This is a genomic window from Marinomonas sp. S3726 (genome assembly GCF_000967665.1).
GTDB lineage: Bacteria > Pseudomonadota > Gammaproteobacteria > Pseudomonadales > Marinomonadaceae > Marinomonas.
On the sequence record NZ_JXYC01000018.1, the window covers coordinates 221,836 to 247,734 of the forward strand.

The following is a 25,899-nucleotide window of genomic DNA, read 5'->3' on the forward strand; positions in this document are numbered from 1 at the left end:
CGATCTATGTATAGTTTATAACACCTTGCTGCTTCCCTTTCATGTAAAAGTTTATATTCAGTTCTAGTAAGCAAGGCTAGATATAATTTATTTTACTAGTAAGTATAATTAAACTTTAATGAGTTAACAGTCACATCATTGAAAGGAAGCCAAGATGTTAATTAAATAATAAAAAGACACCTAATGAAAAAAGTCATCTTCGTCGTAATCCTTTCTCTAAGTACTGCAATTTACGCAGACACAATGCGTAATCATTGGGTTGTCAAAACCTATAAAGAAAATGAATATGCCCATCAGTTATTACAACTTGCTTTGGATAGCACTATTGAGAGCCATGGTACTTACCAATTAACTGCGAATAACACTCGATTAAGCTTCAATCGATCCAGTTACATGTTAGAACAAGGCCACGACTTTCAAATAGCGTATTTTGGTGCGAGCCAAGGCGTTAATAAGAATTTAATTCCGATTAAAGTCCCGCTTTACCGAGGCTTGTTGGGATATCGTCTGCTCGTCGCTAATCATAAGAATGCGAAAAAACTATCAAAAGTCAAATGTATTGAAGAGCTACGAACATTTAAAGCTGGCTTTAATAGCCAGTGGTCAGACTTCCCAATTTTTGCGACCAACAAACTTAAGGTCGAGACCGCTACAAACATTTTAAACCTGTATAGCATGTTAAATTACGAGCGCTTTGATTATTTTCCAAGGAGTCTTCGTGAAGTTGACCAAGAATTAACTCGCTTCAAGGCCCATTCAAATACCTTAGAAGTAGTAGATAATGTCGCTCTTTTCTACCCTCACCCTGTTTACTATCATGTCAGCCCTCAGTTTGAGTCACTCGCTAAGCGCATCGAAGCTGGATTAGAAAACATTTTACTTAGTGGTCAGTTCAGGTCTCTTTTTAATAAATACCACAATAAATATATCCAAAAATACACACCCGTTAAACGCAATGTTATTTACTTAAAACGTTACCAAAATAATGATTTACCCTATGTTAGCTGGTGGTTTAAACCAAATTAGCTAGATCAGATGTTATAGCCAAGTTGTGTCTTTATAAGGCGTGTCTCGAATACTGGCTAACCGAGTTTCTAGGTTACCAAGGTGAAGTTCAAGCTTATGGCCATCTGGATCTAAAAAGTAAAATGACTCACCCTCGCTCGTATTCTTTTGCCATTGACTAACTTCAAGTTTCTTCAAATCTGTGACAAGGTGCTGATAATTAAGTTCATCTAGACTAAAAGCCAGATGCGAGTAATCTCTCGCAGCACAAGGCTCTCCTAAGTTTAAACAGAGCCAAAAACCAGGTATTGAAAGGTAGGCTCCCTTATCCCACTTAACATGACCTTTAAAGCCCAAGACATCTTGATAAAACGCTAATGATTTATCAAGCTCAGACACAGTAAGGGTTATATGATTTAATCCTGTCAGCATACTTATTACCAGGCTAAGTTTGTGTTCTCACCTTATATCAAAAAAGAGGCGAAAAAAATCCCCATCAATGACGGGGATTTAATGAATAAAGCTTGAGTTTCTTAATGCTCATAGATAGCTATCGTAAAAGTGGCCTACTCACTCTTATTCAGTAATTTTAAACACACTGATGTTATTAAGTAGTGTCATGGATAAATCTTTAACATTTTTACCCTGATCAGATGAAAACTCTGAATGATTAAAAGTATCACTGGATGTCTGTGTTAGCGATCTTGCGCTATCACTGATTTTTTGTGCCGCTAACCTTTGCTCTTCAGTGGCACTCGACACTTGCGTCATGCTCTTTTCAACCGCCACAATAGACTCTCTAATCTGAGTTAATAAAATGCCAGCCTTAGTGGCTTTATGAACACTTAACTCAACCTGCTTAGCACCACTTTCCATGCCTTCAACGGCTGATTGGCTATTCGCTTGTAACCTCTCAACAACATCCCGAATTTTCTGCGTAGAATCCTGCGTTTTCTGAGCTAAGTTTCGCACTTCATCTGCCACAACAGCAAAACCACGGCCTTGCTCACCAGCACGGGCAGCCTCTATTGCAGCATTCAAAGCCAATAAATTAGTTTGCTCAGCAATCGCATTAATCACATCGACAACTTCGCCAATGCTGTTACTACTTTCCTCAACATCCTTAATACGGTTAGAAGCCGCACTAAATGACTGTGACAAGGTCGCTACGGTTTCTTCCACTTCATTTACAGCATCATTACCTGAGATACTAATTTCGCTAGCAGCAGAGGTTTCATCGGAGACAGCACGTGTACTATTTGCTACCTCTTCAATCGATACCACAACTTGATCAATCGCAGTGGCTACATGGGTACTTTCTTCCTCACTCTTCTTCGCATGGTGTTGCAGTTCATGACTAACATTATCAATCGACTCAGCTGAATCAACGAGATTCTTACTAGAGTCAGATACCTGCCTTATTACATTCACTAAACCATCACGCATAGCTGCAATGTCACGCTTCAATAAATGCATTTCATTTTTAGTCTTAGTATCTTTTTTAAACTTAAATTGATATGTAAGGTTACCCTCACCCAAGAGTTTCAACCCATGCGTGATCTCGGTTAACGGCAATAATGAGCGTCTAATCAGTTGCCAGAGCACTAACATTAAAAAGATAGCGCCAGCGGCACACATTAATTCAATTTTTAGAATTTGCGCATCAATCTCGGCTTGGTATTCATCTTCATAAGTTTTTAACAAAGCGACCCAGTTCCAACCCGCTACCGCATGATATAAGACCTTAGATTCTCGAGCGACTGCATCAATCCCCTTAGTGGGCACAGAGTAATTAAACGTCCCTTTGTTACCGACAAAAGCTTGCTTAAAGGTGTCGACAAAATCTGGCTGAATGTCATACACATTACCTCCAGTAAGGGTTCTGTGTATCACCATATCACCTTCATTTTTACCCGCTGCCATCACATAAACATAACCCGATTTACCAAAGGTCAGTTGTTTTACGTAATCTGAAAGGCTTGTCATTATGTTTTGCAAATTAGTGCTAGTTTCGATCACAGCAACTACTGCACCATCGACAACAATGGGTTTAAAGTTCTGATAGAGATTAAAACCTGCGACTTGGTTTTGCCCTTGATAGCCTATGTTTGAAATAAGGTCACTAAAGGCTGGATGCTCTGAATCGATTACATGCTCTAGAATTGGCTCACCTTTTTCATTAAGCATACTAGAAGCGATTGGCGTAAATTTGTTGCTTTGCTTTACATATAAGCTAATAAAATGATCAGACTTTTGAGTAAAGCCAGCTAGCTGTGAACTATCTTGATTAACGAGTGTATCTCCTAACCAAACTTCAGGCACTGAACGCCCATTTGTCATTAAAAATGACTGATCATCTACCCTTAGCGCCTTGAACTCTGCATAAGACATACGAGACATGAGTTGATTATTTGCCACCATGGCTTCAAATCTTGCTTCAAGGTTTTGGGACACCAATTCAACCTGCTTATTTTGATTTTCACTGGCGACACTATTTACCTCTGCAGTAAAAAACCGAGAAATAAAATAGATTAGCAATGTCATGAAAAACACAACAGCAACTAATGTACCTGCACTGAGTTGTTGAGGAAGGGGTTGTCTACGAATAAAGCCAAGCATATCTCTCTCCTATAACTTCCATGGATGCAATGACTTAACCTAAATTAAAGCCATTCATGCTTATAAAAATCCTGCTTATTAAAAACGTCACACAAACAACATAGTGCAAGTATGCGTATTAATATATGTCAAGAATTTGAATTTTCTTGATAGTGAGAATTTAGGAGAAATATATGACGTAATGATTAATATCGAGTATTAAAGTGAACTTGCTTTGAAATGATTTTAACTATCAGATTTTATTCATGTTATTCAATACAAGACACCTTCTTATACTTGCTAAGTAGATGTCTTATATGTGTTATTTATTAAAAATGTAAAGTAAGACGCTGTAATCTGCCAAAGTAGCTCGCAATAGGCACTTAGGGAACCTGAAATTAAGTCACCTCTTCTCAGTTTTTACAAAAAAGGTATCACTCAAGGTGTTACTTTTACTGAAATGCGGTTTTGGTATTCTTCAAAGACCCTATATTTACGTTGAAGAGCTTATCAATAGAATCACTATTAAGTTGCGCTCCTCGCCATAAATCTAGCCGCTTTTATCCACACGCTGAGGCGGGAGGACTTTATCGCAGGCTCCCTAGCCTCAACACAGAGGTCAAAACGTTTGATTAAAGGTCTTCGGCCCAATCATCTTCAGCGTCTAGCTCTTCATCACCCCAGTCGTCATCTTCCCAGCCATCATCACCCCAAGCATCGTCATCGACAGGTGGATTGCCATCATAGACGGCATTCTGGCGATTTTGTAAATACACATCTCTAACAAATTCGTATTCATCACCAATAATAAGAGACTCTAACGACAACAATGAAGCTCTTGTCTCAACCAGATCTAAACCCGATACCGCCAAAGCTTCATCCCAATGCAGATTGAAAAAAGCCTTTGCACCCGGCGTATAAAAATCAACCGGCACATCCGTAGAGTCTCTCAAGGTAGAGGGTCCAAATAATGGCAAAACTAAATAAGGACCAGAACTAATTCCCCAATAACCCAAGGTTTCACCAAAGTCTTCTTTCTGTTTTTTTAGGCCCATTTCAGAGGCCACATCGAAAATACCAAACCAACCAGCAGTGGAGTTGATAATGAAGCGCCAGCTTGATGAAGCGGTTGCATCTATCTTACCCTGCAATAGGTTGTTGAAAATGTTGCCTACTTCCCCAAGGTTGGAGAAGAAGTTACTCACCCCTTTTTGTACTGGTGTCGGTGTTACATTCTTATAGCCAATTGCCACTGGCTTTAAGATCGCCTTATCTAATCCAGAGTTAAACGCATACATGGAACGGTTAAACCTTTCCCATGGATCAGGATCAACATAAGTCTCCTGCTCAGATTCAATCACGGCTTGCTCTGCCTCAGGCCCAGCCGTATCTTGATTTACCGCTTTCGCCGAACAGCCCACTAATCCAGCAAAAATAAAACCAGCTATCAGAGGTTTTAGTGCATACTTCCTTTTCATAAAGGGGGTTCCTATACAATCATTTTCAAGACAGTTATTGCTTAGACAATTTTTTTAACTAACTGCCACTGCTTTTGTAAACGTTTTTCAGAAACAGGTTCCAGTGTGCCCACATTTTGAGCAAATAAAGACACTCGATACTCTTCCATTAACCAGCGATATTTTAATAACTCTGGGTCGTAGACATTCTTAGCATCATGACCTTGCTTCTGCTTGGCATAGTTTTGCCAAAGCTGCTCGCAATGTGTCACCAAGGCATTCTCTTTATTTAGATGATTTTGAAATCTATCTAAACGCACTTCAATGCCTCTAAAGTATCTAGGTAATTGGCTAAACCAAAATAACGGGGTATCACCAATAAAACCTGGATAAATCAAATTCCCTAACTGTTGCTTTAAATCCCCGTAAACTCGTGTCCAGGGTAATGGGATGTTGCCTTTCATTTGCTTAGCGACTTTCTGATACGAAGACAGTACCTGATGCAGTTGCAATGCCATCTCATTCGCGAGCGTTACCAGCTGGGGTTTATTCTTAATCAGGGTTTGTTCAAACTCTTCTTTGGTTCTTGGTAAGGTTTGACCATCCAAAAATACCTTATCTAAGACCGCATTTAGAAGGTCATCTAATAAAAGTTCTTTCTTACCTATAGGCGCGAATATTAATAGAGACTCCCTTAACTTAGGTAAGTTCTTTTGTAAGTACTTCATATCCTTACTTAGGGAGATTCTTAACAAAGCAATCACCCCTTTACGGTGCGTTTCTAATGCTGTGGCTTTATCATCAAACATCTTAACCGAAACGGTTTCACCATTACTGACCAACGCAGGAAAGGCCGTAACCTTAATCCCAGCTTGGCTTAGGGTTTGTTGTTCAGGCACATCTTGATCAGGCCAGTTGGTGAGGCCTTTCTCTTCATGCGCCTTAGTACCAAACTTGGCAAAGCTTGCATCCACTTGTGCGGCAAACTTAGTTTGCAACTCATCCAGCGCTTTTCCTGTTCCTATCACCTTACCTTGATCCGATATAACTTCGATATTCAGGTTAAGGTAAGCTTCCAGCTTATCACCTTGCCATTCAGTTAAAGGAATATCTATTAAGGTTTCACGCTTAATCTGTAAGCTTAACTGCTCTAATAGATCGCCTTTACTTGAAGACAAGTTAGGGTAAATTCGATCAACAAATTGAGGGATAGGCACAAAGCGACGTCTTAAGGCTTTAGGTAAAGCACGTAAGTAAGCTTCGCATTTTTCTTTGATATAACCCGGTACAGCCCAGCTTAATTCGTCGGCAGATAGCTGTCGAAGAAGACCAACAGGGACTTTTAACGTCGCCCCATCCACTGCTTTACCCGGTTCAAATTGATATTCAATCGGTAAACTCACCCCGTTTAAACCAAAACTGGTCGGGAAAGCCGTGTTATCAATATCAACTTCTTGTTTAATCAAATCTTGGCGCGTCAAGGTTAATGCATCTTGATTGGACTTAAGCCAAAACTCTAAACTTTTCTGATTGCAAATTTCAGTTGGGATTTGTTTTTGATAAAAAGCAAACACTACCTCGTCATCAACTAAAATATCCCGAGTTCTTAACTTAGCTTCGTCTTCTTCTATGGTTTTGATTAAATCCTGATTTTTTTGGAAGAAAGCATGACGAGTTCGCAACTCCCCTTCAACCAAAGCAGATCGGATAAAGACTTCACGGGCTTCATCAGGATTGACGCTAGAATAATCAACACGGCGTTTTGCCACGAGAATCAGGCCATACAATGATACCTGCTCATAAGCCATGACTCGGCCCTGTTTCTTCTCCCAATGAGGATCAAAGTATTGACGCTTAACAAAAGGTTTAGCGAATTCTTCAACCCACAATGGTTCCATTTTTGCACTTACTCGGCCATAGAGTTTGGTGGTTTCCACCATTTCCGCCGACATCACCCATTGAGGCGGCTTCTTAAATAATACAGAGCCTGGGAAGATATGCATTTTACGAGAGCGACAGGCAACAAATTCTTTGGTTTCATCGAGTTTGTTGGCAATTTGAGTGAAGAGACCCGCTAATAGCGCCCTATGCACTCTTTCATAATCAACACTTGGCTTAGTTGATACTTGTTCTTCAGCGTCATCATTCGCTCTATTTTTAGCGCTAACATGGTTTGCCTTATGCTTTTGCGCCTGAATAGCTTGTTTTTTAATCTCGTTTTCTTGTGGTTTAGATTGAGACTCTTTAAAACCTAATTGCTTACAAGCAATTAGGATTTGGCGATGAATATCACGCCATTCACGCATACGCATATAATTCAAAAATTGTTTACGACAAAACTGACGTAAATGGTTTTGAGATAAAGCTTGGCGCTGTTCCTCAAATCGATGCCATAAATTTAACAGCACAACAAAATCAGAGTCTGCATCCTTATCAACAGCATGAGCTTGATCAGATTGTGTCTTTTTCTCTTGCGGCCTTTCCCTTGGATCTTGAATTGTCAGAGCACTAACAATAATAGCGATTTCATTTAAAACACCCAGCTTATCGGCTGCGATAATCATACGACCAAGTTTTGGGTCGATTGGCAGTTTAGCTAATTGACGCCCTATCGGCGTCAGTCTTTCCTTATTAATAGCACCCAGTTCATTCAGGGCTCGATAACCATCATTGATTAGACGTTTATCTGGCATTTCTACAAAGGAGAACTTCTCGACCGCACCTAACCTTAAGTTCGCCATTTGCAAGATAACGGAGGCAAGGTTAGTTCTAAAAATTTCGGGGTCAGTAAATTCTGCACGTGCTAGGTAGTCAGCTTCATCATAAAGACGAATACAAATACCATCTGCCACACGACCACAACGGCCAGCTCTTTGATTCGCGCTCGCTTGACTGATCTTTTCAATGGGAAGTTGCTGTACTTTGGAACGCACACTATAGCGACTGATGCGGGCAACACCTGGATCGATGACATAACGAATGCCAGGTACAGTCAATGAGGTTTCAGCCACATTGGTCGATAACACAATTCGACGACCACTATGGGATTTAAAAATCTTTTGCTGTTCGCTAGATGACAATCGTGCATAAAGTGGCACAACTTCTGTGTGTCTTAGCTCTTCACGTCTTAGAAGCTCTGCTGTCTCACGAATTTCTCTCTCGCCCGGTAAAAACACCAAGATATCTGAGGCACCACGAAAACTAGACTGTTTTTCTTCGTGAATAATCGTATGAACCGCATCAACAATACCCTGCTCCATACTTTGGTCTGCATCCACTTCTTCAGAATCAGACTTAAGCAATAAGGGTTGATAACGAATTTCTACGGGGAAGGTACGGCCAGACACTTCAAAAACTGGTGCATCATTAAAATGCTTAGAGAATCGCGCTACATCTATGGTTGCCGAAGTAACGATAATTTTTAGATCAGGGCGAGAAGGTAAGATACGCTTTAGATAACCCAATAAGAAATCTATGTTTAAGCTTCTTTCATGGGCTTCATCGATAATGATAGCTTGATACTTCTGTAGGAACTTATCTTGCTGAATTTCCGCCAACAAAATACCGTCTGTCATCAATTTGACTAAGGTTTTATCGCTAGACTCATCATTAAATCGAACTTGAAAACCGACTTCATCACCTAACTCAACGCCCAATTCATCACTGATTCTATCTGCCACACTGCGAGCAGCTAATCGTCTAGGCTGAGTGTGACCAATCATACCCGCTACACCTAAACCTGCCTGTAAGCACATTTTAGGTAGCTGAGTCGTTTTACCAGACCCAGTTTCACCCGCAACAATCACCACTTGATTCGCTTTAATCGAAGCAATAATGTCTTCCGCTTTTGCCGCAACAGGTAAACTCTGGTCGTATTTAATCTCAGGGACTAATTCGCTACGTTCACGCACCTTTTCTTGTGACACTAAAATCATAGCTTTCACTTCTTCGACCAAGTTAGCATCCAAGCTATTACTTTTTTGCTGGCGCTCAATCAACTGAACTTTACGTTCGATATGATATCTGTCCTTGCTCATCACATCTTGCATTTCAAAAACGGACAATGTTACTTCCTAATAGGGTCTGACGTGGAATATGTTTGCAAATAAAGGAGTTAGATGTAAAAACTGCTCGTTAATTAAGCAATTGTACAAACATAAGCCACAAAAATATTTGGTTCTATCTTTATGGCGTGAAATTCTACCATCATTTAGTTTGAACAGGTTATAGTGTGACCCCAAGCATATATAACAATTCTCATTTATTACCTAAATCAAGGAATTTCCATGTCTAATCAGATATTTGAAGATAACTCATTAACCATTGGTAATACGCCGCTTGTTCGTCTTAACCGCATTGGTAAAGGCAACATTTGGGCGAAATTAGAATCTCGCAACCCAGCGTTTTCTGTTAAGTGTCGTATTGGCGCTAACATGATTTGGGATGCTGAGAAGAAAGGCCTATTAGGGCCAGGTAAATCCTTGGTAGAACCATCAAGTGGTAACACAGGTATTGCACTTTGTTTTGTCGCGGCAGCTCGTGGTTATCCGATCACTATTACTATGCCTGCAAGCATGAGTCTTGAGCGTCGCCAAGTCATGAAAGCAATGGGCGCAACGATTGTACTGACTGAGCCAGCTAAAGGCATGAAAGGCGCGATCGAAAAAGCGGCTGAAATTGCTGAAGATGAAAACACCATCTTACTACAACAATTTGATAACCCAGCTAACCCTGAGATTCACGAGAAAACAACCGGGCCTGAAATCTGGAATGACACCAATGGCGAAATCGATTTCTTCGTAGCAGGTGTGGGGACAGGTGGTACAATTTCTGGTGTTAGCCGTTACATTAAAAACACGAAAGGTAAGGCGATTACCAGTGTTGCGGTAGAACCAACAGCGTCTCCTGTTATTACTCAAGCCATTGCGGGTGAAGACTTAACACCATCACCACATAAGATCCAAGGTATTGGTGCGGGTTTCATCCCTAAAAACCTAGATCTATCTATGGTTGATCAGGTATCACAAATCAGCAACGAAGAATCTATTGAGATGGCAAAACGCCTAATGCGTGAAGAAGGTATCCTATGTGGTATTTCTTGTGGTGCAGCTGTGGCAGCCGCAGAGAAGATTGCAAACCTTGAAGAAAACGCGGATAAGAAAATCGTTGTGATTCTACCTGACTCAGGCGAGCGTTACTTATCGACTGCTTTGTTTGAAGGTGAATTCAGCGAAAATGAACTAGTTCAGTAACAGCGAACGAATAAGTTAAATTCCTCTTAAGGCATTTTCTTAAGAGTTAAAGATAAAGCCGCTTTTCCATTCGGATAGCGGCTTTTATTTGTTCAGATGATTTTCATCACGGCCTAATCATCTAACAGCTTATGCATGATATAGGCATCCACCAGCCCAAGTTCCTTGTGTTTATAAGCTTTAGGAATCGTCCCAATAATATCGAAGCCTAGCTTTTGCCAGAGTTTAATCGCTATCTCATTAGTGGAAACAACAGAATTAAACTGCATCGCTTTAAATCCTAATTCCTTAGCCATAACTTGAGAGTGCAGGCACATTTTTCTTGCGACACCTTTCCCTCTGGCTTTTTCACTGACCATATAACCACAATTGCTAATATGTGCGCTTGGCCCCATGGCATTCGATTTGATGTAATATGAGCCTAAAATAACGCCACCTTCTTCGAAAACATAGGTTTTAAGGGGAGAATTTAGCCAAAGCTGTAAAGCTTCCTCATAACCCATTTGGCTATCAAAGGCATAAGTTTGTTCTGCGAGAATGATGGTTTCAAAGGTAGGCCAAAACATCTTAAAATCATTTTCTGTCATTTCTCTTATCATCTAATTGTCTTCCATCATTCAATCTATTAAAACTTTATTCGTCTACGTATCTTACATTAGGTTTTTCTAAAACATTTTTTCTACATCACTACTCTTACCATGTCTCGCATATTAATGATTCTTATTAAATTACTTAAATCAAACACAGAGGTGTTATGAAAAAAATTATTCCCCTGATACTAAGCCTTATTTTTATCAGTACAAGTGTCCAACTTAGCGCAGCAGATGATATACAAAATGGCGCACAAAAATATCAGACTAACTGTCTAGTATGTCACGGTATTAATGGGTTAGGCGATGGCCCTGCCGCAAGCACTTTGGCCAAAAAACCATCAAACCTTGTTAAAAAATTAAATAACATTTTTAAGCCTAAAATGATGCTCTCTTACACCGTCCTTAAAGGCAAGGTAGACCAAGGTATGCCCGCTTGGGAAGGCATACTGAGCAAACAAGATACCTATGATATTTTTGCTTATATAGAGTCCATTCAATAGGCATTAAGCCGGCTTATTGTTATTGAACCAATCTTCCAAATAGCGAATGCATTTTACTAACTTGGTGGGTACAAAGTGTCTCGCCGGATAAAGCGCATAAAGGGTCAGCCTAGGTTTATTTGCCTCGGCTAACACTTCTACCACTTCACCAGAATCTATCATTTTTTGACAAACAAAATCAGGAATAAAACCTAGCCCTAATCCCTTTTTAATGGCATCCATCATAAACAAGGTGCTATTCACTTTAAGGTTCCCTTTTACCGCGACACCATCTTCGATAGGCCAAACATCCTTCCCCTGAAAGTAGCTGTAAACAAAACAATTATGCTCACTAAGGTCCTTAGGCAGATTAATTGCTTTATGCTTTGCAAGATATTCCGGAGAGGCGCATACCTTATAAGTAAAACGAGTCAGCGGCTTCCCTACATAGTTAGAATCGATCGCACGACTTGACGCTCTTAAGCCTAAATCAAAGCCTTGTTCGACAAGATCGACACTCTCATCCCCTAGGTGGATATCTAGCTCAATGTCTGGGTTTTCAAGCATAAAATCAGCAAACAACACAGAGAGGTCGGTAATTCCCAAGGCCATAGGCGCGTTGATTTTAAGTTTGCCTCTCACGTTATGCTGCAAATCACTGACAAAATTATCAGCATCATCTAGCTTCTCTAGGATTTCGATTGCTCTTTGCAGGTAACCTTCTCCCACATGAGTAAGCTGAAGGTTTCTGGTAGACCTATGTAGCAAGCGTGCGCCTAGATCATCCTCAAGACGCCCTATTTCCTTACTTATCATAGATTTAGATGTATTCGTTTGCTCGGCCACCTTGGTAAAACTGCCTAAATTAGCCAACTTTACAAATAACTTTATTGCCCTGAGTTTATCCATATTCAGCTTTATCTCACATGGTTTCTTTAGGATTTTCTTTTAGAGAGACAGACAACATTTCGAATTAGTTTCGCCAATTTTTTTTCAGCTTGTCTCCAATTTGAGAACAGTATATGCATATTATCGATATATATGTAAACAAACTATCACCTTAGACTCTCCCTATCGCATACAGATTGGTTCTCATACCAAGCGAGTAAAGATGACCTTAAACATAGAAACGAATTAATCAAATCACCTTTGGAGAAATTTATGTCTAATACGCAAAATAAGCTAAATCAAACCGCTAAAACAAAAACTGACTACACACTTTATTATTCTCAAGGTGCCTGCTCAGTAGCAACACAAGTCGTACTAAACGAATTAGGCCAAGACTACCAACTTATTAATGTAACTAGCCTAGAAAATTTCACTGAGATTAACCCTGTCGGTGCTGTGCCAGCCCTAGTAGAAAATGACATTGTTCTAACAGAAGGTGCGGCCATCATACTTCACCTTTTGGATAAACATGCCAATAGCCTTTTAGCAGTAGAAGGCCCTGCCAGACAACAAGGTGTACAGGATATTCTCTTTGCTAACGCCACTATGCACCCAGCCTACGGCAGACTCTTTTTCATTAACCAATACATTCAAGATGACAACGCAAAGCAGGATGCTTTGAATAATGCGGCGACTTTAATCAATAAACTATGGCAAGTAGTTGAAGCCAAGTTAGAAAAAGGATCAGGCGACTTCTTAGGAGGTAAGCAGGTTTCTGCAGCAGACATCATGCTAAGTGTGTATTCAGCTTGGGGGCCTTTCTTCCCTGTCGACATCATCATAGGGCCAAAAACACAGGCTATGTTAGCAAACGTCCAGCAAATGCCGAATTATCAAAAAGTGGTTGAGAAAGAAGCCGCTTTGGCGAATCAAGCCTAATAAGGAGGCAGCTATGAGTCATTCTCTAGAAACAGATTTTGACCATGTCGTTAGCATTATCAACCAATATTGCGAAGGCCTGTATCTAGGCGACGCTAAGATGCTGGAAAACATATTCCATCAAGATGCCTGGCTAAAGCTGCCAGGCAAACGTCGCTCTCTTAGCACTTGGTTAGAAGATGTAAGACAAAGGCAAACACCTAAAGATTTGGGCCAAGCTTATGACTTTAAAATACTGTCAGTTGATCTGGTACAAGATCAAGCCATGGTCAAACTTGAGTGTCCGCTTTTTGATTTTCATTACATCGACTTTCTAGGTTTATTAAAAGAAGAAGGCCAATGGCGAATCGTCAATAAGATGTATACGGACATTGCCTCTAATTTAAAAGTGAATGAGTCACTGTCAAAATCGAATGAGTCAGTGCATGGGAGCGGCTCATGAAAAACACTCAAGAGAATCGCTTAAAAATTGAGATGGTGCACGACATAGTTTGTTCATGGTGCCCTATTGGTTTTCGTAACATTCAAGCGGCCATAAAAGCATTAAATATCGAGGTTGAATTCGTTTTTTTACCTTTCGAGCTTAACCCCAGTATGTCAGATGATGGCCAATTGATTAGCGACTACTTTAAACAGCAATTTCGTTGGAGTGAAAACAAGTTAAAACAGTATCAAACCGACTTAGTTGCGACAGCTAAAAGCGCGGGAGTATGTATCGACTTTAGTAAACGTCGTTACTATTTCAATACCCATAAAGCCCATAGATTAATGCATTGGGTACGCAGCTTTAATAAGCAAATCGAGTTTAATGAATACCTTATAAAGGCTTACTTTGAACTGGGTTTAGATATCAGCCAAACAGACGTTCTATTGCAAATAATCATGGATATTGGATTAGATCCAAACTCAGCGCGACTTGCACTTGAGGATCCACAAATAGAGCAAGCCCTGATGCAAAAAGTCGAGCGTTATATGGCATTTAACATCACAAGTATTCCTACCTTTATTTTGGATGGAAGTTACTTGCTACAAGACTCTAGCTCTGTCTCAGAGATTACTCATCAGCTTGGTCAGTACCTTAAGAGTAAAGCAGCTTAAGAATAAAGCAGCTTAGCTTTAAAACTTAAAGGCTAGCAGCCAGAAACAGAACCTAAAGCAAATTTATACACTATTTTAAGGAGGCAAAATGCCTTATATCAACGTAAAAATCACAGACGAAAACGTCACCAGAGAACAGAAACAAGCCATTATTAAAGGTTGTACTCAAATTATGGTCGATGTGCTGGATAAGGACCCACAAGTCACTTTTGTTGTGATAGATGAAGTCAAACTGGATGACTGGGGCATCGGCTTTGATCAAGTCTCAAAGCTTAGAGAAAGCGCCTTAAAGTAGCCTCTACTTAAAGTAGCCCATAGAGTAAGGCTTAATGTCTCAAACATTAGCAAGGGATAGAAAGCTATCTCTTGCTAATGTGTACTAATTTAATAGCTTGCTCATATTAATGCCGGTAATGGTATAGCCCGCAGCTTGGTATAAATCAGCTGCTCTTTTGTTTTGATAGGCAACTCTCAATTTAATTTGGCCAATTTCCAATGGTTTTAAAGCATCTTCTAATGCTTTCAAGGCCAGCTTTCCTAGTCCTTTTGAGCGCTGCTCCGGCAATATATAAAAGTCCGAAATAAAGCAGCTATTATCCTCAGGGTTAATCATCCGCCATAAATAACCCACTAGCTGATTGCTCTCGCCCAGTTCAATACAGAGTAACTCTTCATTTTCTTCTGTAATCCCCTCTGGGAAAGAAGCCTCAATGGCTGCCTTTGCCATCTTGATCGCAACAAGGTTAGAGTGACCATAGTTGTCCATAATTTCTTGCGCATAATCCTGCACAAAATAGCCTTGATAAGCACTAAACTCACTCGCTATCATTGGCCTTAATCTAATCTCCACTTTCACTCCTTTTGCTCTCATTCTTTACTCTTTATTTTTTTAAATTCGGACTTTTATAACCAGACCGTCTGTATTCGCTCGGCTTAACTCAGTGTCTCAAAGTAACTGATCACATAGTCTTTAAAGGCCTTCAACTTTTTGCTTTGATAAGCATCTTGTAGATAAATCAAATTAAAAGCCACACTCGCAGCTTGCCAATTATCAAATAAGTTAAGCAGTTTACCTTCTTTAATTTCATCCAAACAATACATAGCAGGTACTCGCACTATGCCAAGGCCTGCTTTTGCGTTATTGACCATTGCATGGCCATTTTTACAGCTAAAAGGCCCTTTTACCTGTATATCTTCGGCTAATGCTGATCCGTCAGCCGCTAATTCATGGCTAGAAACAAAACGCCAATTTTTGATAGAGCCAGTAATACAAGCATGCTCTTTAAGGTCTTTAGGGTGTAGCGGCCTCCCATGAGTCTTAAAATACTCAGGGCTTGCTAGGGTCACAATCTCGATATCCATCAGTTTTCTAGCAATCAAGGCAGAATCTTCAAGGCTTCCCATACGAAACACAAAATCAAACTCACCTGAGATAAGATCAACTCTGCGGCTATCGAAATCTAATTTAATATCAATATTCGGATACAAACGAGAAAAGCCGTTAATTAGGTCCATTATCAGGGTTTCGCCAATGTAGCCGCCAACACAGTTAATATTAAGCGGCCCTGATAACTCGCTTGCACTTTCTAAGGCCTGATTAACCGCCACATCAATTTTATTTAAGCTTTGCTGGCATTGCTGATAAAAAGCCTCACCTTGCTGAGTTAATCTCTGGGCTCGCGTGGTTCTTATTATCAAACTCACGCCAAGTTGCGCCTCTAGCTGATTTAACTGTCGAGATAAATAAGATCGCGAGCAACCCATTAGCTCAGCCGCTTTTGTGAAACTCCCCTCTCTTGCAATCACCACAAACGCCTGAATATCTGGCAGGCTGATCTCTTTGTTCACTTAGCCATTCCTCATCCTGTTTATTAAAGCTAACACCTTAAACGCTAATTATGCCTGTTTTGAGCCTTCAATTGCGCACTATAAGTTCACAATAATTTAACTAGGAGCTTATTTTTAAACAATAACGAGAAGAATACTATAGCCACATCAGCAAATAAGGCACGCCTTAAAGCTTATTTAGTCATCAGAAACCTAATTTTAAAAGCGAGAGATAAGATGGAAAATACACTTAAAAAACTAGTTGTCATTACAGGGGCAAGTTCTGGTATCGGCGCAGCCATTGCCAAACAACTAAGTGAACAAGGCCACCCGCTGCTTTTACTCGCCCGCCGTGTCGATAAACTAAGAGATCTAAACCTTGCAAACACCTTATGTGAGCCACTTGATGTAACAGATTACGAAGGTTTTCAAACAGCAGTTGCCAAAGCTGAAGCGCTTTATGGCCCAACAGACTGCTTAGTGAATAACGCTGGTGTCATGTTATTAGGCCAAGTGGAAGATCAAGCACCAAACGAGTGGCAGCGCATGTTTGATATCAATGTGGTTGGCTTGCTAAACGGCATGCAAACCGTATTAGCGCCAATGAAAGCCCGTAATACAGGCACCATTATCAACATTAGCTCAATCGCTGGCCGTAAAACATTCCCTAGCCATGCGGCTTATTGTGGTACTAAATTCGCGGTTCATGCTATTTCAGAAAATGTGCGTGAAGAAGTGGCTGACTCAAATGTTAGAGTAATCACCATTGCCCCTGGTGCCGTTGAAACCGAGCTGCTATCTCACACAAGCTCAGAAGACATTAAAGCAGGCTATGAAAGTTGGAAAGAGGATATGGGTGGTGTTCTAAGCCCAGAAGATATCGCCAATTCTGTCAGCTTTGCCTACGCGCAACCACAAAATGTGTGCATACGTGAAATTGTCATTGCTGCCACTAAGCAACAACCATAACTCACTAAACATCTTGCTAAAACTAACGTTTAAAAAAGGATATTTATGCCTATTAATGTCATTGTTCACTTTAAAGCAAAAGAAGAAATGCGAGAAGATTTTAAGGCAATCTTGATAGATGTTAAAACATCATTACCTAAGGTCAAAGGCTGCCTTTCAGTACAAGCTTTTTCGAGTAATGAAGATAACAATGATTTTAGTCTGGTTGAAACGTGGGAATCTATCGCGTTCCATCAAGCTCACATTAGTCATTTAGTTGAGTCGGGCGATTGGGCCTCTTTAGAATCATTGCTCATTGAACCTCCTCAAAGCACTTATCTTAATGAGCTCTAATTGATTTAGCATTTCATTCTAATTAGTCGAAATAAGCTTGGATCTAATACATCCAAGCTTATTTTCGTTAGCTCTTACTTACTTTTCTGCCAAGCAAACTCTTGAAACGGTGCATCCGTTGGTGTTTCAGCTAGGTGATTCACATAATTACTCATCACTTTTTGCGACAAGATCAGGATAATTTCAAGTAGGTTTTTTTGCTCAAACCCAGCTGAATAAAAAGCATCGACACTTTCAGCATTCACAACACCACGGTCTCTCACAACAGATAATGTCATATTACGAAGCGCTTCTAGTTTTGCACTCGGTAGCGGTGTTTCATCACGTAATGCATCAATAACATCAGCACCTACCTTCATAGAGTGAGCAATCATAGTATGCGCAGGCACACAGTAATGGCACTCATGTTCAACATTAATGGTTTGCCAAACAACGGTTAACTCATCCGCATCAAAACTGGTTTGCTGAGCTAAACCATGCAGAGTTTGATAACCCAAAAGCAACTCTGGCGAACTTGCCATAACAGCGTGCAAGTTAGGCACCATACCGAAACTTTTTACTGAGTTTTCCAATAGTGGTTTTGAACCTTCTGGTGCACTTTCTAATGTATGTAATTTAAAGTCTGACATCATGTTACCTATATATTAATTAAGAGAATTTAAAAGGGGTTTAGCGCTTATCGCTTTATTAAAACCGCTTGAACACTTGTTCAATAGGTAAACCATAACTAGATTTGAACATTTGTTCAAGCTACAATTGAACAAATGTTCAAATTATTTTTTATATAGATATTAATGCCATGAAATATGACCGTGCCCTCGCTATCGAAAAAGCAACTCAATTATTTTGGAAGTTAGGCTTTCAAGCCACCAAGATGCGCGACTTACAAGAAGAGTTGGATATGAGGCCGGGCAGCATATATGCCGCCTTTGGTAACAAAGAGGCTTTATTCAAAATCTGTTTGTTAAATTATGCTGAGCAAAGTCGGCTAGCGTTAGATAAGTACGCTGGACTTAACTCAAATCCAATTAAAGCTATCTACGATTTCATCAAAAACATGGCTGTAAAGGCAGAGGAAGGTAAAATCAATAACTGCTTTTTAGTTAAAAGCATTTCAGAGCTTGATGGCAATAACGCACATTTAAGGCAATATGCTCAGGATGGCCTTAAAGAAGTTGAATCAGGGTTTGAAGCTTTGTTTTTAGAGGCTCAAGAAAAAGGGTTGATTAAACAAGAATCCAATCCAGCTCGTCTTGCCAAATGGATGCAAATTCAAGTCATGGGATTACGCAGCTATAGCAACAGTCAAGATAATGCTAGCGATGTGGGCATCATGTTAGACGAGATATTTAATAGCTTAAAGCAAGCCCACCAGCCTGCTCTAAGCGAATAAGTCATTCAACGTATTTATTGAACTACTTACTGTGTCGAAACAACCATAAGGTGACATTCAAAATTTTATATAAATCAAGATATTAACTACTTTACAACAATAAGCAGTCAGTTATAAAAACAACCATAATATGACATTTTAATTTTTCTATTTGTAATAAAATGACAAAACAACCACTTATTTATTTTTATTTCTAGTATTAAACTATCAATTCAATGAGCTACATAATCTATGAAACTACTAAACATGTATTTATGAACCTTTAGATGTCTAATAAGGAAGTTCCATTAAGGGTTGAAGTATGAATCAAGCTCCATGAAGTCTTTAAAGCTAAATAAATAGAACTCATCTTTACTTGCAATTTTTTTATAAGCATCAATGTATTCCATAACACTCATTTTAAGTAAATTCCCTTTGTTATCGGTAATCTCTCTTTTTAAATCGTTGAAGAATGCCTTCACCAAACTGCCTCTTTTTGAATATGCTTCACTCAAGTCATTTTTTTTGGGATGATTTTGCGGGGAAGAAATTATGTCGTTAAGTTTATTTAGAGAGCCTTTATTATTAGTAATCAACATTTCAAACAACTGCAAATAACGTACTGTTGAGTAACGTGAAGTTGTGGCGAGATCACTCAATACATTGGTAATATTAATTCCTTCAGAGGAAGCTTTTATTAGGTAGCTCATTGTTTCCCAATGAGAAACCGACATTATAGCTATATCATTACCGTAATCAGCTGCAATAACTAAACAAGCAATTGCAGCATCAAAATTATTTTTTTTTGCCAAGTAGCCAGATAAGCGATACAAACCACCTACATGACCATAATTATGAGCATTAACAAGAAAAGAAACAGCCATATCATCATTTTGCTTCATGAATTGGCATCCTATATGGTATGCGGCGGTCGCATGACCTGATTGTGCTAGCATACCAAGGCGCAAATGATCTTCTGTGGTGACCCACTCATTCTGGAAGTTGTATTGATCTCTCATATTTGTTTTAGCAAACTCAATAACCGTATCCCAATCAGCGCTGAATTCACTAAATGCAACTTTATCAAGATAAGCTTTTTTCTTTAACGTGCCGCCTGTTTCTTTAAATTCCTTGTATCCATTTTTATAATCACAAACACGCTTATCTTTAGTAAGCCAGATTTGATCTGTATGAATATGATTATTAGCTTCATTTACATACATATTTCGAGTAGCAAGCCAATCAAGAGATACAGTATAAGTCTCGTTTTCATGTTCAAAAGAATATGTTTTCATCACGCCATCCTTGGAGATTAATTAGTTCCATAGTTAAGAATACAGTAGCCTAAAGCCATTTTCTGAGCATCTTGGTCTGATAATTCAGGACACATTTCTTGGAGGTCTATCGCTATATTCATGACTAAACGCTTTGGGCCAAGCGAACCAGAGTTTATCATTTTAACATCACGATCATGACGAGCTAAATTACGACCTTTTTGTTTGCGTTGTTGTTTTAGATTAGTTGAAACGGAGAATTTTGAGGTATCCATCTGTGCCTCCATAGGCGGTGCAGGAGAGATGGATTTAATATATTAAACTGACCACTCTCCCAAGTTAATAAAAATTAATTACTAAAAAATTAGCAACTACATTATCTAAGGAATAATTGGTCAGTTCATTTCTTGCGCTAAGCAAGCAGCTCACTGATATAGCTAAAATAATACTACGTTAAAAAAGTACAATAGCAAGCAATTTTTTAAATGTTTTTTTGGTTTTTATAAAATATTTTTACTTTAGCTGCAATTCAATTGGGCTTAAAAAATTAGGGAACCTGCGAACAAACTAGCTAATTGGTAGGTTTAAATTAAAAACAGCGATATGACTCATTCTTAACTGTCTTGTTTCCAATATTGGCTAGGTTAGGCCTATTTTGACTTAACTTTGGATGCACTTATCTTTTGCAGCAAGGATCATCTGATAAATTCGGGTAACATTCGACAGTGCAAATAACATTGCAAGTTTATCGTCATTCTTCTCAAGGCCTCGGTACCTTGCTTTCACAAAACCAAATTGACAATTCATGATTTAAAACTGGTGCTTAACTTTAGCTCGTATACTCGTTTTGATGAATTCGGTTTTTATCCTGATGTTTATTAGGGCTGGAGAGCTTTGTCAGAAGCTTCACTTTACTCAGCATTTCTGCTATCAAACATTCTGTAATGACAACCTTTGTTCTTTTTCGGGGGGGTTACCCACCTCCATGAATAAGGTGTTAAGTTTGATAAAAGTCGCGCTGGCCGATGTCTTTGTAAATGTATGTTTTAGCTCTGTTCTGCATCGACCTAGATATGGGACTTCATACCAAAATATCATTGATTTCCTTTCTTGGTTTGGTAAATGCCAAGATTTCATTTTCCTGCTTTGTTTTTAATTGAGATAGGTGCTTTTATAATAGTGGTATCACAAACTCACTTTCTTTTAAGTAAATACCGACTTCAGATATCCATTTTTTCTCTTCCATAAAGAACATTCCAAAGAGTTGACTCTTCTCCATAGGATGTCGAAAATTCATAATAGTGGTGTGATCTGGAATGGCATTATCAAAAGGCAGTCTGGTAAATAAGCGCATAGAAGATAAGGCCATCCACCTTGCCAGTATTAGGATAAAACGTCCCAATTTATCCCAAGGTATCAACTCAGTCTCGTGAGGAAGAGAATTATTTTTTCCTGTTTTACGGAGCTTTTTGTTGAACTCGCTGCCAGCAAAAGTGAGCTGATGTCTATGGAAAGACTCTAAGGGTTAAAATAAGTCATTACCTCATGATAGTGGACTTATTAGCAGGCTCCCTAGACATTATCCTATGAGTGAATTACAGCTTATACCTATTAATACTATAGGAAACAACATGACTAAAATGGAGAATGACAAAAGCCATCAATCTCCATGAAGTCAATTTCAATTCAAAGAGTATTGTGTATATAGAAGCGTCTAATATTAATAATTTGAAGCTACAAAATGAAAACTTTAACCCTAAATTAATCTTTGTTATTACTTTAATTCTTTAGGAACAGATATAGGTGTACCCGTTTTCTTAGATAAGCCATAATCATTGACTACACCTTGGCTATTTTCGCTAAGTTTTTTCAACTCAACATTCAGTTCAAAAGTTTTTTCACTCCCCTTGCTTTTCATAGGAATTTTATGAAAGTGATTAAACGTTGAACTATAGCTCTCCGTTCGTGGTTTATAGAGCTCCCCTCGCTGTTCAGCCCTTTTAGCCAGCCGTTTAAAGTTTACCGACCTTCTGGATCCAGTAGCTTTATCAGCGGCTTGAGTCCGCACGAATGCAACCTCTTCACCACCTTCCTCAACAAGCTTAAGTGGTTGGATGTCGAAGTATTTGAACGATGCCATTTCTTTAAAGTATTTTTGGCTCACAAGTAACGAAAGCTGCTCGGGGTTTTGAGAGACGAAAGCAATTGAAGAGCCAACAGCATTTTCATTCCACTCAGGGAAAGCAACAGCAATATTGGTATAGCCATAACGATTGATAACACCATGTAAAATAGAAATACATCGCCCTGCCAAAGTCGCATCATCTCGGGGTTCTGGAAGAAAATTAATTCGAATATAGTAGCGCATTATGCTTTCTTCCCAACTTGAAACAAACCACCTTTTATCAAATTAGCCGCTAAAAAGTGGCAATCACCACTAACTAATTCAGTCGTAGTCATTTCCTGAATTAACGACTCTAATTTTAAAAGATAACTAAACAAACTCTTTTGAGTTTCTGGTGATCGATATGATGTTTGATTGGTTTTATCTACCCCATAAGGGCTTACTCTGATTTTATCAGCACCATCAGCATACCAATCGTCAATACAGGCTATCGCAGCCCCAACTTTATAAGCTCCAATGATAGGAACTCTTTTATTATTCAAGAGCACATTTTGATAAACACGACTTGATTTAGTGTGTTCTCTTTCACAAAAAGACTGACTTGGGTGTATTTCTTGAGTAAACCCCATTTTTAATTTTGCCGTAACTTCTAACAACAAGTAACTTTTAGGGGTAGTCAAGGCGGCTTCAAACTCCGCAACTAACTCATTCCAGTTATCAACACTGGCCTCCCAGCCATCCTCAAAGCACTTACGATGAATGTTTTTGACATGGTAAGAAGTCCCATTGGAAGAAATAACTTCAATATCAGTTTTTAATACCTCTTGATTACGCCAAAGCCAAGCTCCCGATAAAATATTTTTCAAGTAACGTGTCGCAAGTAATTTGTACCCCCCAAGCTCTTTGTATTTTTGGCTAAATAATTCCAGAGTTGTTGTTACCGAATGATCGTTACAAGTAAAAGGCGTAATTGAACTAGCATCAATTCTCAAAGAAAACTTATTTAGTATTAACGAGGAATTTGGTGGAGCAAAACAATAATCGATTCGTTGTATATTCCCTTCAGCAAATTTTTTAGGTGTGACGGATTGCTTTTCTTTCATTGAAGAGTCATACCCTTCAGTTGAACTTGATTTCTGCCCAAGTATTGTTGTTTCAGATATCTCTAATGGATTTAGGTTTCCTTGAGAATCATGAGAATAAAAAACAGCATGTCCAGGAGAAATTGAGCGTTGATAAGATAGTTTGCTTGGTATGTTCATAATACTGAATACCTCTTTATAATCAGAACCTAATCAATAAAGAATGATCTAAATTTATGCTGTTAATTTCACAGGTACCAATGTGCTTGAGCATTAAGCCCTACAAACTATTTAAGGTCTTCATAATTAAATAGTGACCAAAGCACTTAAAGTGTTTTGAAGCGAGTTTACATTTATAAACTACCTATTCGGCAGAGCACTTGAAGCTACCATCGGTTTCTTTGGTGGTATATTTACAAGCTACCTATGCGGCAGTACACATTATCTTGCAAATTACGTTGGTTGTAGAAAAATTTCAAACTACCTATGCGGCAGTACACCGTAAAAACTCATTAAATTCACTATAAAAACCAATCATTTATATGAATAAAACAACAAACATCATGTTATTTCAGATTCAAACTAACTTATTGATTCAAATAGATAAAATTTATTATCAATATTAGTAGATAAAACTGTAATAACTCATACCTTCAACCTATGATTGTTCAATCCCAGATTAATAATTTTCGTTATCAACAAATATAGAGTTATCTCGAACCGTGTATTGCCAAAAATAATCCTCAACTTTCTCTGGGTTGAAAATACACAGCTTCACTGCTCCTAACACGGGCTCTACAAAAGCATGTTTATACTCTTGAAGGCTTGCGAGTTTAATATATGGCTTCTCTAAAAAGTGATACCCGACATTTGTTATTACCTTGGAATAGTCTTTAGAGATAACAGTTAACCAATTTTCAAGCGTATCTTCTGTCGCTTCATCTTTCAGGTTATCAGGTGTTAGCCAGTGACCTTGAGTAGAAGGTAATTGTGTTAATGCTTCTTTGATGTCGCCATACACCCTGTTCAGGCTTAATGTTGAAATACTACTGTGAACAGCCCCTCCACATAGCTTTTGAGGAATTGATAACGGGATCATTTCTTGAGCGATAGTTAACTCTTTTGGCATTCGAATAATCATAGTCATTTTGAAATCGCTATGAGCTGAATCGTTTACCCCTGGAGCAGCTAAACCACCCATTGAGTTTATGGTCAGCTCTTTAATTACCCCTCTTCGATGTAAACCATACTCATGCAAACAAATCGCAAAGCTGGTATTTGAAACAATATCTTGACCAGTACCTATCAGCTTTCTTAAAAAATGGTGAACAAAGCCAAAACACCCAATTAATGAAGGAAAACCAACAACATAATCACTTGCATAACCATTAGCATGACTTATCTTTAAATCTGGCAAAACAATGTAATTTAATTTGCCATCTTCAGAGCATTGCTCCTTCTCCTGATGCGGCTGCTTCAACAACCTCCCAACACGTTGCTTTAAAAGTCTGATAATGTCTGGTTTGTACGATAAGGTTTTTAATGTATATGACGTAGCAAAATAGTTATTTAAATCAGCAACAATTTTATCTGTATCATTTGTATTTAAATCATCTACCGTCTTTTTGTATTGAAAAGCGATCCAAGAGGTCAAAACAAAATCAATTTGAATAAGATTTGAACGCAATAGATTTTTTTTGTGGTTTGATGGTAATAGACCACTTTTAACACTTAACCATTCTTCAAACACCTTCAAGAGCTGATTATTATCGTATATCTGAACGGGGTTTTGAGTATGATTTTTATTTAAATCTAAAAACCTATTCCTATAAACTAAAAGCTTTCCGGCAACACTCGATGCCACTCGCCCTACACTTGAAGGTCGTTGGCAATAATGCACCCATTGATTCTGATGCTTTCCCTTTAACCAGTTATGAAGCTTAATTTGCATTTGACTTGATACAACAGGCGTTAGAGACACGTACCCTTCTTTTGAAGGGAACCTAAGCTGGGACAGGTATGGCTGTGTTAAATCGGTAAGGGTACAGTCATCACTGACTTTTTTTAGCCCTTCTTTAAGACACTCAAGGTTTCTTTGGGTAATCCCTAATTGCTGTAGGCATTCATTTACCTTTAAATTCTCTCTTAATATCAGTTGGCCCAACGTGGTTGATTGTCCTTGATAACTAAATATTGCAGTTAAGAAAATGGCGTAATTTATATCCGCAGAATTATTACTCCAATCAACAACCATTTGATCAATTTTAAATGAAGACCAGTAACCCTGAGGTAGAGAGCCTATGGTACTGAGCCTTAATGAGCCGTGAGTTCGATAATCTGGGAACTTCAGGTTATGTGTAATGCGGTGCTCGTATACTTTAGCAACTCGATCTAACCATTTTTTATTTTGAAGAAGTGATTTACATAATGTCTTATCAAGAACATCAAGATCTGGACCCAATTTTTGCGTTAAATTAACTAAAGCACAAATTGCGTATATCAAAACATCATCAACTATCGATGGCACTGCAAAAGGTGAAAATGCTCTCTTAATTAAAATATTTCGTTCAATAGGGTCATTGTTAGCTATCAAAGAATGAAATTTCAT

Annotated in this window: 25 protein-coding genes and 1 pseudogene; 10 read left to right on the forward strand and 16 right to left on the reverse strand. The window is 38.8% G+C overall.

Annotated features, from left to right (window positions below; all coding sequences use genetic code 11):
- Positions 1 to 183: 183 nt before the first annotated feature.
- Positions 184 to 1,026: a hypothetical protein gene (locus TW85_RS25585; protein ID WP_052702241.1), complete on the forward strand. Its 843-nt coding sequence runs from the start codon at positions 184 to 186 to the stop codon at positions 1,024 to 1,026.
- Positions 1,027 to 1,038: 12 nt separating this feature from the next.
- On the opposite strand, the gene TW85_RS15685 is transcribed toward TW85_RS25585, so the two are convergent.
- The 4 genes from TW85_RS15685 to hrpA form a co-directional block, all read right to left on the reverse strand.
- The gene (locus tag TW85_RS15685; RefSeq protein ID WP_046018055.1) at positions 1,039 to 1,437 is read right to left on the reverse strand and encodes a VOC family protein; all 399 of its coding nucleotides are present in this window, start codon (positions 1,435 to 1,437) and stop codon (positions 1,039 to 1,041) included.
- Positions 1,438 to 1,581: 144 nt separating this feature from the next.
- Positions 1,582 to 3,624 (reverse strand): methyl-accepting chemotaxis protein, encoded by a 2,043-nt coding sequence (locus tag TW85_RS15690; protein ID WP_046018056.1) that lies wholly within the window; start codon positions 3,622 to 3,624, stop codon positions 1,582 to 1,584.
- Between the two features lie 611 nt (positions 3,625 to 4,235).
- Entirely contained in the window at positions 4,236 to 5,081 is an 846-nt protein-coding gene (locus TW85_RS15695) for a VacJ family lipoprotein (RefSeq protein ID WP_052702242.1), read from the reverse strand.
- 41 nt (positions 5,082 to 5,122) lie between these two features.
- On the reverse strand, positions 5,123 to 9,109 hold the full coding sequence (gene hrpA, locus TW85_RS15700; RefSeq protein WP_046018105.1) for an ATP-dependent RNA helicase HrpA: 3,987 nt from the start codon (positions 9,107 to 9,109) through the stop codon (positions 5,123 to 5,125).
- A gap of 237 nt (positions 9,110 to 9,346) precedes the next feature.
- Between hrpA and cysK the strand changes: the two genes are divergently transcribed.
- On the forward strand, positions 9,347 to 10,312 hold the full coding sequence (cysK, locus tag TW85_RS15705; protein ID WP_046018057.1) for a cysteine synthase A: 966 nt from the start codon (positions 9,347 to 9,349) through the stop codon (positions 10,310 to 10,312).
- 113 nt (positions 10,313 to 10,425) lie between these two features.
- On the opposite strand, the gene TW85_RS15710 is transcribed toward cysK, so the two are convergent.
- The gene (locus tag TW85_RS15710) at positions 10,426 to 10,899 is read right to left on the reverse strand and encodes a GNAT family N-acetyltransferase (protein ID WP_238326231.1); all 474 of its coding nucleotides are present in this window, start codon (positions 10,897 to 10,899) and stop codon (positions 10,426 to 10,428) included.
- A 167-nt stretch (positions 10,900 to 11,066) separates the two neighbouring features.
- Here TW85_RS15710 and TW85_RS15715 point away from each other — a divergent pair, with 167 nt between their 5' ends.
- On the forward strand, positions 11,067 to 11,405 hold the full coding sequence (locus TW85_RS15715) for a cytochrome c (protein ID WP_052702243.1): 339 nt from the start codon (positions 11,067 to 11,069) through the stop codon (positions 11,403 to 11,405).
- Positions 11,406 to 11,408: 3 nt separating this feature from the next.
- Here TW85_RS15715 and TW85_RS15720 read toward each other — a convergent pair whose 3' ends face one another.
- Positions 11,409 to 12,293 carry a LysR family transcriptional regulator gene (locus TW85_RS15720; RefSeq protein WP_046018059.1) on the reverse strand — a complete coding sequence of 295 codons (885 nt, stop codon included), beginning with the start codon at positions 12,291 to 12,293 and terminating at the stop codon, positions 11,409 to 11,411.
- Positions 12,294 to 12,545: 252 nt separating this feature from the next.
- Here TW85_RS15720 and TW85_RS15725 point away from each other — a divergent pair, with 252 nt between their 5' ends.
- From TW85_RS15725 to TW85_RS15740, 4 genes are all read left to right on the forward strand, one after another.
- Positions 12,546 to 13,211, forward strand: a complete 666-nt coding sequence (locus TW85_RS15725) for a glutathione S-transferase family protein (protein ID WP_046018060.1) — start codon at positions 12,546 to 12,548, stop codon at positions 13,209 to 13,211.
- A 13-nt stretch (positions 13,212 to 13,224) separates the two neighbouring features.
- Positions 13,225 to 13,653: a nuclear transport factor 2 family protein gene (locus tag TW85_RS15730; RefSeq protein WP_046018061.1), complete on the forward strand. Its 429-nt coding sequence runs from the start codon at positions 13,225 to 13,227 to the stop codon at positions 13,651 to 13,653.
- On the forward strand, positions 13,650 to 14,309 hold the full coding sequence (locus TW85_RS15735; RefSeq protein WP_052702244.1) for a DsbA family oxidoreductase: 660 nt from the start codon (positions 13,650 to 13,652) through the stop codon (positions 14,307 to 14,309). Before TW85_RS15730 ends, TW85_RS15735 begins: the two co-directional genes overlap by 4 nt.
- A gap of 88 nt (positions 14,310 to 14,397) precedes the next feature.
- Positions 14,398 to 14,604, forward strand: coding sequence for a 4-oxalocrotonate tautomerase family protein (locus tag TW85_RS15740; RefSeq protein WP_046018062.1), 207 nt, complete (start codon positions 14,398 to 14,400; stop codon positions 14,602 to 14,604).
- An 84-nt stretch (positions 14,605 to 14,688) separates the two neighbouring features.
- Here TW85_RS15740 and TW85_RS15745 read toward each other — a convergent pair whose 3' ends face one another.
- Together TW85_RS15745 and TW85_RS15750 are read right to left on the reverse strand one after the other, a co-directional pair.
- On the reverse strand, positions 14,689 to 15,180 hold the full coding sequence (locus tag TW85_RS15745; protein ID WP_046018063.1) for a GNAT family N-acetyltransferase: 492 nt from the start codon (positions 15,178 to 15,180) through the stop codon (positions 14,689 to 14,691).
- A gap of 62 nt (positions 15,181 to 15,242) precedes the next feature.
- Entirely contained in the window at positions 15,243 to 16,157 is a 915-nt protein-coding gene (locus tag TW85_RS15750) for a LysR family transcriptional regulator (RefSeq protein ID WP_046018064.1), read from the reverse strand.
- Positions 16,158 to 16,373: 216 nt separating this feature from the next.
- Here TW85_RS15750 and TW85_RS15755 point away from each other — a divergent pair, with 216 nt between their 5' ends.
- Both TW85_RS15755 and TW85_RS15760 read left to right on the forward strand, forming a co-directional pair.
- Positions 16,374 to 17,105 (forward strand): SDR family oxidoreductase, encoded by a 732-nt coding sequence (locus TW85_RS15755; protein WP_046018065.1) that lies wholly within the window; start codon positions 16,374 to 16,376, stop codon positions 17,103 to 17,105.
- A 45-nt stretch (positions 17,106 to 17,150) separates the two neighbouring features.
- Positions 17,151 to 17,438: an antibiotic biosynthesis monooxygenase gene (locus TW85_RS15760; protein WP_046018066.1), complete on the forward strand. Its 288-nt coding sequence runs from the start codon at positions 17,151 to 17,153 to the stop codon at positions 17,436 to 17,438.
- Between the two features lie 74 nt (positions 17,439 to 17,512).
- On the opposite strand, the gene TW85_RS15765 is transcribed toward TW85_RS15760, so the two are convergent.
- Positions 17,513 to 18,067, reverse strand: coding sequence for a carboxymuconolactone decarboxylase family protein (locus TW85_RS15765; protein WP_046018067.1), 555 nt, complete (start codon positions 18,065 to 18,067; stop codon positions 17,513 to 17,515).
- A 170-nt stretch (positions 18,068 to 18,237) separates the two neighbouring features.
- Between TW85_RS15765 and TW85_RS15770 the strand changes: the two genes are divergently transcribed.
- The gene (locus tag TW85_RS15770) at positions 18,238 to 18,831 is read left to right on the forward strand and encodes a TetR/AcrR family transcriptional regulator (protein ID WP_046018068.1); all 594 of its coding nucleotides are present in this window, start codon (positions 18,238 to 18,240) and stop codon (positions 18,829 to 18,831) included.
- A gap of 287 nt (positions 18,832 to 19,118) precedes the next feature.
- Here TW85_RS15770 and TW85_RS15775 read toward each other — a convergent pair whose 3' ends face one another.
- From TW85_RS15775 to TW85_RS15800, 7 genes and pseudogenes are all read right to left on the reverse strand, one after another.
- The gene (locus TW85_RS15775; RefSeq protein WP_046018069.1) at positions 19,119 to 20,105 is read right to left on the reverse strand and encodes a hypothetical protein; all 987 of its coding nucleotides are present in this window, start codon (positions 20,103 to 20,105) and stop codon (positions 19,119 to 19,121) included.
- 17 nt (positions 20,106 to 20,122) lie between these two features.
- Positions 20,123 to 20,359: a hypothetical protein gene (locus tag TW85_RS15780; RefSeq protein WP_046018070.1), complete on the reverse strand. Its 237-nt coding sequence runs from the start codon at positions 20,357 to 20,359 to the stop codon at positions 20,123 to 20,125.
- Between the two features lie 385 nt (positions 20,360 to 20,744).
- Positions 20,745 to 20,964, reverse strand: a pseudogene (locus TW85_RS26495) (hypothetical protein); the annotation flags it as partial.
- 291 nt (positions 20,965 to 21,255) lie between these two features.
- Complete coding sequence (locus TW85_RS26365; protein WP_202904867.1) at positions 21,256 to 21,504, reverse strand: hypothetical protein; 249 nt, start codon at positions 21,502 to 21,504, stop codon at positions 21,256 to 21,258.
- A gap of 354 nt (positions 21,505 to 21,858) precedes the next feature.
- A complete protein-coding gene (cas6f, locus tag TW85_RS15790; RefSeq protein ID WP_052702246.1) occupies positions 21,859 to 22,452 on the reverse strand; it encodes a type I-F CRISPR-associated endoribonuclease Cas6/Csy4 in 594 nt (197 codons plus the stop codon).
- Positions 22,452 to 23,471, reverse strand: a complete 1,020-nt coding sequence (csy3, locus tag TW85_RS15795; protein ID WP_046018072.1) for a type I-F CRISPR-associated protein Csy3 — start codon at positions 23,469 to 23,471, stop codon at positions 22,452 to 22,454. The genes cas6f and csy3 overlap by 1 nt, the downstream gene beginning before the upstream one ends.
- A 499-nt stretch (positions 23,472 to 23,970) precedes the next feature.
- Positions 23,971 to 25,899 (reverse strand): type I-F CRISPR-associated protein Csy2, encoded by a 1,929-nt coding sequence (locus tag TW85_RS15800; RefSeq protein ID WP_046018073.1) that lies wholly within the window; start codon positions 25,897 to 25,899, stop codon positions 23,971 to 23,973.